At 43.7% G+C, this 14,185-nt stretch carries 9 protein-coding genes; 4 read left to right on the forward strand and 5 right to left on the reverse strand.

The features are described 5' to 3' along the window. Positions 1-69 precede the first annotated feature (69 nt). The gene (locus tag B5X60_RS17530) at positions 70-2,400 is read left to right on the forward strand and encodes an SLBB domain-containing protein (RefSeq protein WP_079704044.1); all 2,331 of its coding nucleotides are present in this window, start codon (positions 70-72) and stop codon (positions 2,398-2,400) included. 1 nt (position 2,401) lies between these two features. Then, on the forward strand, positions 2,402-3,454 hold the full coding sequence (locus B5X60_RS17535) for a hypothetical protein (protein WP_079704045.1): 1,053 nt from the start codon (positions 2,402-2,404) through the stop codon (positions 3,452-3,454). 519 nt (positions 3,455-3,973) lie between these two features. Here the strand turns inward: B5X60_RS17535 and B5X60_RS17540 are convergent. After that, positions 3,974-4,906, reverse strand: a complete 933-nt coding sequence (locus tag B5X60_RS17540) for a glycosyltransferase family 2 protein (protein ID WP_079704046.1) — start codon at positions 4,904-4,906, stop codon at positions 3,974-3,976. Positions 4,907-5,007: 101 nt separating this feature from the next. Here B5X60_RS17540 and B5X60_RS17545 point away from each other — a divergent pair, with 101 nt between their 5' ends. After that, complete coding sequence (locus B5X60_RS17545) at positions 5,008-6,162, forward strand: glycosyltransferase family 4 protein (protein WP_079704047.1); 1,155 nt, start codon at positions 5,008-5,010, stop codon at positions 6,160-6,162. Continuing rightward, entirely contained in the window at positions 6,162-7,406 is a 1,245-nt protein-coding gene (locus B5X60_RS17550; RefSeq protein ID WP_079704048.1) for a flippase, read from the forward strand. The genes B5X60_RS17545 and B5X60_RS17550 overlap by 1 nt, the downstream gene beginning before the upstream one ends. Positions 7,407-8,215: 809 nt before the next feature. On the opposite strand, the gene B5X60_RS17560 is transcribed toward B5X60_RS17550, so the two are convergent. From B5X60_RS17560 to B5X60_RS17575, 4 genes are read right to left on the reverse strand one after another with little or no spacing between them, the layout of a single operon-like run. After that, the gene (locus B5X60_RS17560; protein ID WP_079704050.1) at positions 8,216-9,883 is read right to left on the reverse strand and encodes a capsule assembly Wzi family protein; all 1,668 of its coding nucleotides are present in this window, start codon (positions 9,881-9,883) and stop codon (positions 8,216-8,218) included. Further along, positions 9,880-10,560: a hypothetical protein gene (locus B5X60_RS17565; RefSeq protein ID WP_079704051.1), complete on the reverse strand. Its 681-nt coding sequence runs from the start codon at positions 10,558-10,560 to the stop codon at positions 9,880-9,882. The genes B5X60_RS17560 and B5X60_RS17565 overlap by 4 nt, the downstream gene beginning before the upstream one ends. Next, the gene (locus tag B5X60_RS17570; RefSeq protein WP_079704052.1) at positions 10,557-12,179 is read right to left on the reverse strand and encodes a capsule assembly Wzi family protein; all 1,623 of its coding nucleotides are present in this window, start codon (positions 12,177-12,179) and stop codon (positions 10,557-10,559) included. The genes B5X60_RS17565 and B5X60_RS17570 overlap by 4 nt, the downstream gene beginning before the upstream one ends. A gap of 16 nt (positions 12,180-12,195) precedes the next feature. Further along, positions 12,196-14,163, reverse strand: a complete 1,968-nt coding sequence (locus B5X60_RS17575) for a polysaccharide biosynthesis protein (RefSeq protein ID WP_079704053.1) — start codon at positions 14,161-14,163, stop codon at positions 12,196-12,198. Positions 14,164-14,185 lie beyond the last annotated feature (22 nt).

The following is a 14,185-nucleotide window of genomic DNA, read 5'->3' on the forward strand; positions in this document are numbered from 1 at the left end:
CCAGTTCGCGTTAAATGCATAAGCATTTAATAATTATATTTGCATTTATCATCAATTAGAATTGCTTTCATGCGCATCAAATTCATTCTTTATATACTTCTTGCCGGACTGATCTTTTCCTTTCAGCCCGCATCAGCCCAAAGCTTCTCCCTCGACCAGATCCAAAATGTAAAAGTAAGCCAGCTATCGGATGCTCAAATAATCGAGGCATGGAAGAAAATCCAGGAACTGGGCCTGTCTGAACAGGATGCCTATAAATTAATGGAGCAGAAGGGCATGGATCCAATAGAGGTGAATCTCTTTAAGCAGAGAGTGAGTCTTTTAGGTTTAAATAAAAGTGGCGCTAAAGTAACAAGCGGTCCTCAAAAGCCTGATATTGACTTCCGACGGGATACTGTTATAATTGCGCAGAAACCAGTTGCAGTTCCGCCTGCGAAAGTCACAGCCGATGCTCCTCTTAGCATCTACGGTACTGATTTCTTTAATCAGGCAAACCTCAAATTTAATCCCGATTTCAATGTCGCTACTCCCAAGGGTTATGTTATTGGCCCCGGAGATGAACTCATTATTCTTTTAACAGGTTTAAATGAAAGCACGCAAAGAACGAGGGTCAGCCCGGAAGGGAATGTCCAGGTTCAGTATGCAGGTATTACCTATGTTAATGGATTTACCATTGAGCAAGCTACAACCCTTCTCAGAAATAAAATGGCGAGGATATACCCGGCTTTAAATGGCGGCCAGACTCAGCTTGCAGTAAACCTCGGCAATACGCGGACAATCAAAATTACACTTGTTGGAGAAGTTAAAACACCTGGTTCATATACTATCTCTTCCTTGTCTACCCTTTTTAATGCCTTATATCTATCAGGAGGACCAAATATCAACGGAACGCTCCGAAACATAGAGATCATTCGTAATAATAAAGTCTACCGAACAGTGGACTTTTATGCCTTTTTGCAGAACGGCTTGCTTGACGGAAACATCAGGTTGCAGGACCAGGACGTAATTAACTTCCCCGTTTACCAGAAAAGAGTAGCAATCGACGGTGAGGTGAAACGTCCAGCCATCTACGAACTTAGAGCAGAAGAACAGCTAGATGACCTGATTCGCTATGCAGGCGGATACACCGACATAGCCTACCGTAGTATAGCTAAGATCGACCAGATCAATGAACTGGAGAGAGAAGTCAAAGATATCCCATCTAATCTTTTCTCTAATTTCGTGCCGCGCAATGGAGATAAGGTAACGATAGGATCTATTCAAAACAGGTATGCTAACCGGGTTGTTCTTGAGGGAGCCGTCAACCGCCCTGGACCTTATGAATTAAGTGCGGGTCTTAGTCTTGCCGCTTTGCTAAAAAAAGCTGAAGGATTAAAACCGGAGGCTTATATGGAAAGAGGCTACATAAAAAGAACACTGCCGAATCTAGATAAGGAGCTTATTCCCTTTGTGCCATCAGACATAATTAATGGCCGAACGGACATTCCTTTACTAAGGGAAGACTCGATTGTAGTGCAGAACCGTGCTGAATTTATGACGGATCAGTATGTAACTATTGGCGGAAATGTCCGGAACCCCGGACCAGTAATCTACAGAAAAGGCATGAAGCTTGCAGATCTGATCGCTATTGCCGGTGGCCTGAATGAACAGGCTGCAGGTCACCGGGTTGAAATTGCAAGGATCATTAAAAATAATACCGATAGTGTCGCCAACCAGCTTGTTGAAACATTCAATGTCGATCTGACCAGCAGTAACCAAGACCTGGAGCTGCAGCCTCTTGATTATGTCACGGTTCCCCGACTGGTAAATTTCAGGCCACTGGGCAATATCAGTATAAGGGGCGAAGTTTTGTTCCCCGGAGAATACGCAGTCCAGAAAAGGGATGAAACGGCCCAGGACTTTATACAACGGGCAGGGGGACTAAGTCCTTACGGATCGTTAGAAAGTGCACAGATCTACAGAAATGGTGTACGGGTCAATCTTGACCTGACGAAATTAAATGTAAACGACAAGAGCAATATTCTCTTACCGGGCGACAGTATTTTTGTGCCAAGGATCATCTCCTTTGTACAGGTGTCCGGCGCAGTTAATAATCCGCAATACATTAGCTACCTGGGCAGCAGGTTTAAATATTATATAAATGCAGCGGGAGGAGCTTTAGAGGATGCCCGGCTTAAAGGAGCGTTCATTCAATATCCGGACGGCTTAAATAAGCCCGTTCGCAATTTCCTGTTCTTCCGCATCTATCCCTCAGTTAAACCTGGCAGTACGATTTCCGTCCCGAAAAAGAATCCGGATTTGAAACTTAAACTAGGGTTCGCTGAAATATCAGGTATAATTTCCGCCATTACCGGGCTTGTGGGCTTGATTGCTATCGTTTATACCAATACTAAACCCTAAGATGAAGCAGGATCAGTACCCTTACGAACCGGAATTTTCTTTCAAGCAGGTTATACTTAAACGCCGGGAAGATCTCCAGCTGCTTTGGAAACACCGCTACACGTTGATTATCGTCGGGATCATAGGTGCCGGTTTGGGGGCGTTATACGCCTGGACGCGTCCTATAACGTATACCGCGAAACTGACCTTTGTCGTGGAAGAAGGCGGAGCGGGAGGAGGTTCCCTTTTATCCGGTCTTGCAGGCCAGTTCGGAATTGATATCGGGGGTATGTCCGGCACTGGGGGTGTCCTGGCGGGTGATAACGTGCAAGAACTGTTGCGCAGCCACAAGATGATTAAAAACACCCTGCTGACGCCATTTGGTGAAAAAAGTACCTTAAGCCTTGCGGATAAGTATGCGGAAAGCGCTGAGATGAGTAAGCGCTGGGCAGATAAATATAATAGCGGTAAAACGATTCGATTTCCCGTAGACGACAGCAAATACAGCCGGCTGCAGGATAGCCTCCTGCAGGTCATGGTAAAACAAATTACAGAAGAGGAATTATCAGTCGCCAAAACGGATAAAAAATTAAGTTTCTTCGCGGCATCTGTTACGATGGCTAATGAGCAAGTCGCACAACTCTTCACGACCCGATTGATCGATCAGGCAACACGGTTTTACATCGATACCAAAACCCTCAGGCAGCGTACCAATGTAAACCGCTTACAGACCAGGGCAGATAGTATCGGAAGATTACTAAACCGCAAAACATATTCAGCATCCGCAGCGAACAGTATTCTGCTGGATGCAAACCCAGCTTACCCAACTGCTAACGTTGGAGTGGAATTAAAAGAGCGGGATAAAATGGTCCTCCAGACCATCTACGGAGAAATTGTAAAAAATCTTGAAATTAGCCGAACGATGCTGATCCAGGAAACTCCTACCTTCCAGATCGTGGATGAACCGGAATTGCCGCTTAAAAAGAACAGGACGGGGTATTTAAAGTCTGTTGTATTGGGGGGGCTGATACTGGGGTGTTTGTATGCGTTGTATTTGATGTTGTTTAAAAAGTAACATCAAACGAGCTACCGCTCGGAATTTTAAACCGGCCGGCAGGCAGGCGCAAAGGTTTTTAGAGGTTCCTCACTTTGTTCGGAATGACGACACGATTTTTTTATGGGGAGAGGGGGTGGGAATGAAGCTGCGCTTCATTTCCACCCCCTCTAATAATAGACTAGGCCCGTCATTCCGAACTAGTCTTGCCGGAGGCAGGCGCAGTGAGGAATCTTCTGTCAAGTTAAAATTTTTAAGGGTTCTGTTGAAATGCGATTCCCGCTTCGAGGGAATACGTGTTAATTAACCACTGAGGGCACAGAGGAAACACGGAGAACACGGAGTACTTTTGTTCTCATTTAAATCTCTGTTTAAACTCGGTGTCCTCCGTGCCTGCCTGCCGCCAGGCAGGTTAAAAACTCTGTGCTCTCTGTGTTAAAAACTATCAGAAATGAGATTCCCGCTTTCGCGGGAATGACATGACTAGGTTGGGAATTTAGGAGATTCCAGCTTTCGCTGGAATCTGAGTTCCCCCTTTTGTTACTTCCACTTCCCCCTAAAAAACCCCCTCAACCCAAGCTTCATCTCCAGGTAGCTCTTACCCTTAAGTTTCAAAAATTTTAAGATCAACTTTTCCTGCTCCGGATCAAGTTTATCAGAAAAAGTCTCATAGAACTTCCCAACACAATCAAACTCCCTTTCAAAAAGATCATTATTTTTAAAAGCAGAGCTGATTTCTGATCGAATCCTTCCAAATCTAGTTTTCTTCTCAAGCCCCAGCAAATCAGTCGCATTATTGTTATGCCTTCGGTAATGTATCAATGCCTCGGGTACCTGGGCAACATTTCCAAAACTATACGCAATCAGTGCTATCCAGGTATCATGGGTAATGTGCTCTCCTCTCGGTATCGTTTTAAAATACTTCACCATTTCAGGGTTCATCAGCATGGTACACCCATTTACAAATCCGCCAAAAAGCAGAGTATTTAAACAGTGCTGATATCCATCCTGGCCCAGTTCATTGCGAAAAGATGTATTCAAAAGTTTCCCAGCCTCATCAACAAGAATCAGGTCCGAATAAACCATTGCCGGGGTACCACTTTCTTCTGTAGCCTGCATAGCTCCCATAGCCGCTTCAAGTTTGCGGGGCAGCCAGATATCGTCCTGGTCTGAAAGTGCTATATAATGGTCTTGTTGCGCCATTGAAACCGCGTTCTGGAAATTTCCGACATAGCCCAGCCTTTGCTCATTGACATGGAAACGCAGCAGCCCTTTAGCCTGATACTTTTCAAGGATCTCCGTAGTACCATCATCAGAGGCATCATCACTAACTAAAATTTCGGCGGGAGATAAGGTCTGTGCGAGTATAGAATCTAATTGTTCTTCAAGATATTTTGCACCATTGTAAGTTGCCATAGCAACGCTAATGGGAGGGCAAAACTTATAAGGTGAGGACGGTTGATCCGTTGACATTTTGATCGAAATAAGACTTGTGATACGTCCGGCATTAGTTAAATTGCAACGGAAAAATACCTCCCAAAAATAAGAATTAAATTAAGCTTGCCGGGATCTCAATGACGTCTAGAAAATCATTTGTTACCATCTTTCCGGAAGCTGAAAATTTCCACCTTGTAAAAGATGTAGGCCAAATTCCCTTTTTTATTGGTAAAAATGACGAATATGATGCTGAACTGATCACTTATAAGAACAATCCCGACTATCCTTACTTAGAAGATGAAGTAAAAGGATTAAAGCTAACATTTATAAAAAACGCTGGGCGATATTTCTCTCATCACAAGGCTATCCTTAAATTTCTTCTCTCCTCATCTAAACGGATCGACATCTTAAATCTTTTCCATTTTAAAAGAGAGAACGTTCTGTACCTGTTTCTTTATAAAAAGCTTAATCCAAAAGGAAAAACTTACGTCAAACTGGATATGGACATCTTGTTCTTCAAGAATTACAACAGCTTTTTCTTTTCGCATTACCGCTTAAAAAACCTTCTCTTAAAAAGATTGGCGCGCGTTCATTTCAAGCTGACCGACCTGTTTTCTGTAGAAACAGATGAAGCCGCGGAATACCTGGTAAACGTGTATCCTGAATTAAAAGATAAACTGATCTGCATCCCTAACGGCATTGATGATGACTATATCGATCGCAATGTCACCCTAAAAACCTTTGAGCAAAAAGAGAACATTATACTGACCGTGGGAAGGATCGGGACAGAACAAAAAAATACAGAATTGTTTCTCGAATCGCTGCGAATTGCAGATCTGAGGGATTGGAAGGTCTATATTATCGGACCTGTGGAAAGGACTTTTGATCCCTATATAAAATCGTTTTTTGAGGATAATCCCGTCTTGAAGGAGAAGATCATTTTCACCGGCAACATTACGGACAGGACAGAACTGTTTGAATGGTATAACCGCGCAAAGATATTTTGCCTGAGCTCACGCTATGAAGGTTTCCCGATAGCATTTTCAGAAGCGCTGCATTTCGGCAATTATATCATAACAACGCCCCTTTCGAGCTCATCTTTTGTCACTGATCGTGGAAGAACAGGAAGCGTAGCGGGCGGAAACCGATTCGAGTTTGCAGCGGCTATTAACAGAACACTGGTACCTGGATTTCTGAATGCAGAACGCTACCAGCAGATACGCAGTTTTTCAAAAAATAAGCTATGCTGGCCGGAAATCGTTAAACGAATCCTCACACAGCTCGAGAATTAATGCAAAAGCAGTTACTAAAAGATTCAGCGGTTTATTTAAGCGGGAGTATAGTCGTCCAGGTAATGGGATTTGCCGGACTTGTATGGTTAATGAACTATTTGCCTGTAGCAGAATACGGTAAATATATTTACATCGTCGAATTTATCTCAATCTTTGCCTTTTTTGCAGATGGAGGTTTTTCTCAGTCGATCGTCAAGGAGACAAGCCAGAACCCGGCGGAAATACAGAATATCTACAATAGAGCCCAGTCCTCACAGATCCTGATCAGCATCATCATGCTCCTGCTGATCATCGTGGTTTCCTTTCCGCTCAACTCAACGGAAGATTTTATTTTCCTGGTCATTTATGGGCTCAGCGTGGTGTTATCTGCTTATTTTGCCCCAATGCTGGCCATCCTGGTAGCATCTGGCCGCAAGGACCTTATATTTTACAAGGACGTTGCCCTGAGCACCTTGAAGCTAATCTTTATGGGCCTGGGCATCCTATTCAAACAACCGGTCATCTATTTTATCTTCCTTGGTTTTCTTAATTGCCTGGTGCTATTGCTCCTTCATTTTTATATTAAATGGAAAAAAGAGTTCATTTATTTTTTTAGAAACAAAGTTGACCTGTCGAACAGTCTCGCGTTTATGAAGCAGGGACTTTTATTCACTACTCTAATGGCTGCGAATATCATCTACAATAAGATAGACATTGTCATGCTCGAAAAAATGAGCGGCAGCGTGGAAGTAGGGTATTATTCCGGAGCCACCCGTTTCATTTACCCTTTCATGTTCATTTCCACCGCATTCATGACTGCCATCTTCCCTAGCCTGGCAAAACACTCGAAAAACACGGAGAATTTTAAAAAGATCCAGTATCTGGCGCTTTATTACCTCGGCGGGATTGGCATTCTTCTCAGCACTACGCTGTTCTTCGGCTCGGATATTATTTTCAGTACCTTCTTTGGAAATAAATATGATGAATCGATACCGGTCTTTAAGGTTTTGGTATGGTACCTAGCAATAGTATTTATCTACGGCTCTATCAGCAATAGCCTGGTTGCACAGGACAAGGTTAAGTTCCTGGTTTACCTGAACCTGCTTATGATTGCGGTGAACGTCGTGATCAACCTGATGCTTATTCCGGTTTATGGGGCTTTGGGGGCAGCGGTTGCGACAATTGTTTGCGAGGTTGTAATTTTGGTTACGGCGGGGGGGTATTACGCTTATGTGGGGAGGACAGAATTAAATAAAGAGAATTAGCGCTACGCGGGTGACTGCGTCACAGATTTTTTAACCGCAGAGAGCGCAGAGTTTTTCGCGGAGGACGCAGAGGGGTGGCGGAAATATTGCCTGAAAGGTTCCTCAATTCGCCTGGCAACGCCGCAATTTAAGCTTATTGAATAAATCGCTTGTTGCAGAGCAATTTACTAAACGTGAGGACAGAGGTTCCTCACTACGCCTGCCTGCGGACAGCCTTGTTCGGAATGACGGGAGCTGTGTATTATTAGAGAGGGGATCAAATGAAGCTGCGCTTCATTTGATCCCCTCTCTCCATTTAAAAAACTCTGCCCGTCATTCCGAACAACTTGAGGAACCTCGCCAAAATCTCGGTGCTCTCCGTGCAATCTCCGTGTCCTCGGTGTTATTCTTTCGCTCTACTAGGCGTTCGCGTAAGTCGAAGGACCCTCTCAATATCGACTGAAAGTTTCCTCACTACGCCTGCCTGCGGACAGCCTTGTTCGGAATGACGGAAGCTGTGTATTATTAGAAAGGGGATCAAATGAAGCTGCGCTTCATTTGATCCCCTTTTTCCATTTAAAAAACTCTGCCCGTCATTCCGAACAACGTGAGGAACTCCTCTAAAACTTGGTGCTCTCCGTGTGTCCTCTGTGTCCTCAGTGCCTGCCTGCCGGAAGGCAGGGTAAAATGCTATCTCCTTCATTCTAAGCGAAGCGCGGAACTCTCTCCGTCCACTGCGCGTGCCCGCCTGCCGGGAAAAATCCGAGCTAGCGAGGATCAAAACTTTGCCCTCGTTGGGTTTAAAGTCCGCTTTGCAGTGCCCCGTTCAATCAAAAACGATACGTCACTCCCACCTTCACCTGATAATTCAGAAAATCCATTCCCGGCACATAATACCCCCCGGTAACCGGTGTATACAACACATAATTATAATTCAGTGTTCTTACCATGCTCCCGTTAAAGCTGACAAGTAAATTCTTATAATTCCAATCCGCGTATAGCGAATAACTCATATCCACCCAGTGTTTGCCCGGGTCCAGTGTCTCTGTAAAGATCGGGTAGTACAGATCATTATTATGCAGATAACGTTCAACCTGGAACCCAAAGCGCTTAATATCTTTTACCCAGCCAATATTCAGGGACTGCAGGTTACTACCCGGCCCGATACCAGCACCCAGCACCTGTCCCTGATTAGTGTGTCCCTGGCGGATTTTGTTACTTGTGTACCAGCCACCCAATGCGGGTATATCTGTCTGCTGTATTTCTGTAAGTTCGATGCCAGCCTGCAGGTATTCGCCGGGTCGGCGGGCAAGCGGGACCAGTTTGCGCAGGCCGATAAGCCATGCTGCATTATTGTCCGGACGATATAATAACTCCTGGAAGCTTGTCGGTGAATTATGCCCATATTCACCATATATTTCTGCGTTTGCTTCTTTCCACACCCAGCGGAAGAACATAGAAGACATGTACTCCCGCGTCTCACTCCCATTTTTCCTTTCGAAGGGTTGCAGCAGCGGTATAAAATCCCCTGCTTTATTACCGAAACCATTTTCATAGACCTGGGAAGTACGGCTTGCCCCTATAAATAAGCCTGGTACCACTTTTGGATTATAAGTGAGAACAAAACCTGTAAGATATCGCTGATCCTCTGGCTTAGGGACATATAAGGTCCGTCCTAAATAGATGCGGTTAATTTCTGGCGGAGTAAATCCCGAATTATCCAGCATGCCGATCACCATCTGTCCTTCAAAGGAACCAATCGGTGTGTTGACCGGCCGCGTAGTGTTTAGGGTGATGTGTTTAAAGCCCGGCGCATTATTGCTCATAAGTAATGAACTCCGCATTCCTGGTCCCCAAAATAAATTTTCTGCAGACACCCCAATTGAAACAGGATCAAAGTTCAGGCGGATGCTGCTTTGTCCCCAGAATGCTTTCGAGTAGGCCTTATCACCAAATCGCTCCGGGATGTCAGTGACATTAAAATATCTGTCGTAATAATGAGCCCATATCACGTTGTGGTAATCCGTAGGAAGGCCTTCGAACTCTTTATTTTGGGCTGATACAAGCTCAGGCTTTAGCTGAATGCTGAGGGGGCCGTATTTTCCATATACGCCTAAACTTAGCTGGTTCTGATATCCTGCAGCAGGAATCATCGAGCCATCATTCCAGCCATAAGGCACCTTGGAATTATATTGCTGCAGCCAGCTCACAGGCATTAACTGCAGGTAGCCATTTCTAGATCCAAGGCTGACAGTACTTGCGAGTTTCGTAAATCCACGTTCATCGATAGTATCCAGGGCAAGACCTCGTTGCCCTTGCTCAAGGCCTGTAAATAGTGGCCGGACCGTAAAAGATATGGTGGAATCCACCCTGCCTATTAATTGCTCTCTCCGGTAAACATCTTCAAGAATATGCATACCTACAGGCAAGGATTGAGAAAAGCCCCGAAAATTGCTAAAAAAGAAAACTATACAGATATAAAGAAGTCTCCTGTTCATTCGCGGGTATCAATAGCTGTTATACGCATGTTATCTACCGACCAGCTTTCATTGCAACTTTTATTTGCTTTGTCCGGGTCTTCCAATCCAGCAAAACATCCCAGATCAAGGGAACTGGACGTATGATGAAAGGTACGCTGGATCCGGTACATGGAGGTACCGCCTTTAACATCTTTGAGTTTACATGCCCCGGGCAGATCAGTTTTAATAGCATTGCTGTTAGGCCGGTTAAGTGCAAAATTAAAAGTACCGTTAAAAAAAGGAGGCTGTAATTCCGGGTAAGACTGCGTGCAATTGTTGCAAGTCCCATTTGCGAACGAGGCATATACATTACTGCCACCGTCAATATTCATGATCCAGATGTCTTTTCCATCCGGTCCAGCAGCATTCCCATCCCATGTATCGTGGATATACAGGTCGAACGTAATTTTGATCATATCATGATCTTTCATACCGCGAACTTCGACATTAAATCCGCCCTCTGAGTACCTTCCCAATACTCCGCCGCCGTTGTATTGCTCAACCTTTCCGTTAATCACATTGACTGGAACCCCGCGTTCAAAGTCGCTGCTGAAGACCTCTGTTTCTCGGGGAATGCCCTTACAGGCATTAAGAGTTAACGTTCCGTATATCAGAACAGCGTAGCAGAAAATAAATTGCAATGATTTTATCTTCATTTCCTTTTGTTAGCCCCGGCTGAAAAACTATACATGATCCCCAACTGGGCATTAACATTAAATACATTGGCCTTTGGTCGTCCATTAATCCCATCTTTCCACTGGTAGTTAATCGACTGTATCCCCTGCAGTTTGCCGCTTAGCTTAAAATTATCGAATGTCCAATCAGCTACGGTGGCCATACTAATATCTATCCAGGGGCTAAATCCGTAAGCTGTTGCCAGATCCCCGTTGTGCTCAAAGCGTTCCAATTGTAGTCCCAACTTTTTAATCTCATTTACCCAGCCGATTTGCAGAGACTGGAGATTACCCCCGGGGCCTATTCCCGCTCCTAGTACCTCACCTCGATGAGTATAACCATGTAAGACTTCGCTGTGGGTGTACCATTCTCCTGCTTCGCGAATCGTACGGTCTACAGATTGTTCCATCTGGGTAATCTCTGCTGAAAATTGAATAAATTCATCCGCTCGTCCTCTGTAGGGAACCAATTTTTGAATACCCAAAATGTAAGATCGCGAATGCTCAGGAGACATTACGAAGTCGCGGGTGTTATACGAATGATCATTGAGACCGTATTCAAAATAAACCTCAGATTTTGCAACAGGCATTAAAAAACGACCTGACATCGAAATTAGCTGATCCCTGCGCTTTATGTCCTCAGTCGTATTAATCTTTTGAAAGGCTTGAAGAAACGGGAAGATATCACCAAAGCTGCCATCCATATCCTTATGATAAATTTGGAAGCTCCGCGTTAAACCCAGAAATAGCCCCGGTATCCATTTAGGCTGGTAGGAAAAGACAAAGCCCGAGAAGTACCGCCAATCGTCTGATAGATCTGTGCTGAAGTCGGATCCCTCAAGTCTGCCAGCTACAACTTGCGCCTCAAAGTATCCCGCCGGCGTTTGAACTGGTCGATTGGTATTTAAAGTCAAATGTTTAAACCCTGCAGCGGAACTAGACATCAATAAAGAGTTTTGGATTCCCGGCCCCCACCATAGGTTTTCATTAGAAAAACTAACCGACACTGGATCAAACTCCAAGCCGATGCTACTTTGGCCCCAAGTTGCTTGAGAGTATGCACCACTCCCAAAACGGGACGGTAAGTCAATGCCGCCTGTATGATAAGACTTAACTTCGTGGCGCTTATTTTCTGCAAAAATGAATTCTGGTCTGAGATGAACACGAAGCGGACCGAACTTGGCGAAAGCTCCCGCACTAATAAATGTCTGGTAACCCTTAGCCGGGATAACTAAACCGTCATTTCGATTAATTGTGGGATTGCCATGATATTGTTGCTGCCAAAAGACTGGTAAAATTTGAAAATTATTACTGCTGCCCGTAGAGCCGTATATAAAATGCCTTTGTCTTCGTAAAATCGTGCCGGTATCGCTAATGGCCGAAAGTGATAATGGCCTCAGCGCAAAAGAAATTGTGGAATCCACAATTCCTACTAACTGACTTCTACGGTAATATTCACTGAAAGAAGATGGGTTCGCACTCAGATTTTGCGCGCAGGTTTTGAAAATCACAAAACTTAGTGTAATAAAGAACAGCAACCGTCTTAATACCTGACTTAATGTAAATATTTTGCTGACATCTGCACTACTTGTTTTATACATATCAGTGGTTAGTGCCCTAAAGATCAGACAACGATTTTAGAGGTTCTTCAGCATGAATGTCTAACTCCTCATAGATGGAGTTGTTACTCTTAAATTCGGGTACAATTTCTTTCATTTTTATAACCACCTGCCGGTCCTTATACTCACAGCTCAATTGGATCAGTTCTTTAATATGCTTGGAAATACTCTGGAAATTGTACTCCCTCACTTTTGCGACCATGATCTTTTCATGGTGCGTTGGGATTGTATTTTCAAGATCATTGAGGAGTTCTTCATAAAGTTTCTCGCCAGGTCGCAAACCCGAATATTCTATTGCAATATCCTGATTGGGCAGCAGGCCTGAAAGACGAATCATTTTCTTAGCAAGCTCAATGATCTTTACCGATTTTCCCATATCAAATATGAAAATTTCACCTCCCTCTCCCATAGACCCTGCCTCCAATACAAGACGGCACGCCTCGGGTATAGTCATAAAATACCTTGTGATATCCGGATGAGTTACTGTGATCGGACCGCCCTTCTGGATCTGGGCCTGAAATCGTGGAATAACAGAACCACTTGACCCCAACACATTACCGAAACGTGTTGTAATAAATCGGGTTTTTGCCTTTGAAGGATCAACATTTAAGTGACTTAACCCATTCGTATAGGTGGTAGGCTCCTTGTATTTAAATGAATTAAATAGGGATTGAACATAAATCTCTGCTATCCTCTTGGATGCTCCCATAACATTAGTGGGATTAACCGCCTTGTCGGTTGAGATCATTACAAATTTATGAACACCGTACTTAACAGCCAAGTCAGCTACAACCTTGGTTCCCATCACATTGGTTCGCACCGCCTCGCCAGGGTTATGCTCCATCAAAGGTACATGCTTGTATGCAGCGGCATGGTAAACGTAATGAGGTTTAAATGTCTGGAAGAGAAGTTCCATCCGGCACTGATCACGAACATCTCCAATAAATGAGTGAAAATTATTATCAAGTACATTTTCCTGCAGTTCCAACTGTAGTTCATGTAACGGTGTTTCAGATTGATCATTTAAAATGATCATTTGCGGTGAGAATTGGGATACCTGACGTACAATTTCTGATCCAATTGACCCGGCGGCACCTGTAACCAATACACGTTTGCCTTTAACTTGCTCAGCGATAATATCATTGTGAATTTCAATCGGTTCCCGTTCTAAGAGATCTTCGATTTTAATATTCTGCAGCTGCTTCGCAGTTGGCTGACCGTTAATCCAGTACCTAACCGGAGGAAGTGTTAAAACTTTGACACCATTTTCGAGACATATGTCAACAATACGATTTTTCTGATCAGGCAAAAGGTTTTGTGTTGCGATAATCAGATTGTCTATTTTTTCTTGCTTAAGTAAACTGACAAAGTCACGCGTATGAAAGATCTTGATACCGTCAATAGCTTTCCCTGCTTTCCGTTCGTCGTCATCCATAAATGCGGCAAGCAGCATATTTACTTTGTTATCATGATCCAAGGTACGCTTAGCAGCGATGCCAGCCTCCCCGGCACCATAGATAATTACTTTCCGCTTGTCCATGCGAAAATTCTTTATATACATAAAGAAATATTTCACCATTACACGATACGTTATTAACAGCAAAAATCCCGTTAATCCGTTGATAATCAAGATAACATTTGAAATATACGGCTCCTTATTAAAACTTATAAGGAACAGGTTAACAAAGAAAAACAACCCATTGCTTATTATAATTGAGAATAGGATACGGAAAGAATCCTGGGCGCTTGTGTAACGAATTATACCTGCATAAGTTTTTATACTTAGGAAAACAAAACTGTTCAGGACCGTAAATACAAGGATATTCCGGCTTAATTCATTTATTTCTATTTCAGAAGAATTAAAATTATACTTTAAAAAATAAGCGAAGCAAAGGGAAAATATGCAGACAAGCAGATCAAGACAAAAAATGATCCAGCGGGGTACAATGTTAATGAGATTAAACAAAGCGACTTCTTGGTTTAATCAC

Source organism: Daejeonella lutea (assembly GCF_900168015.1).
Lineage (GTDB): Bacteria > Bacteroidota > Bacteroidia > Sphingobacteriales > Sphingobacteriaceae > Daejeonella > Daejeonella lutea.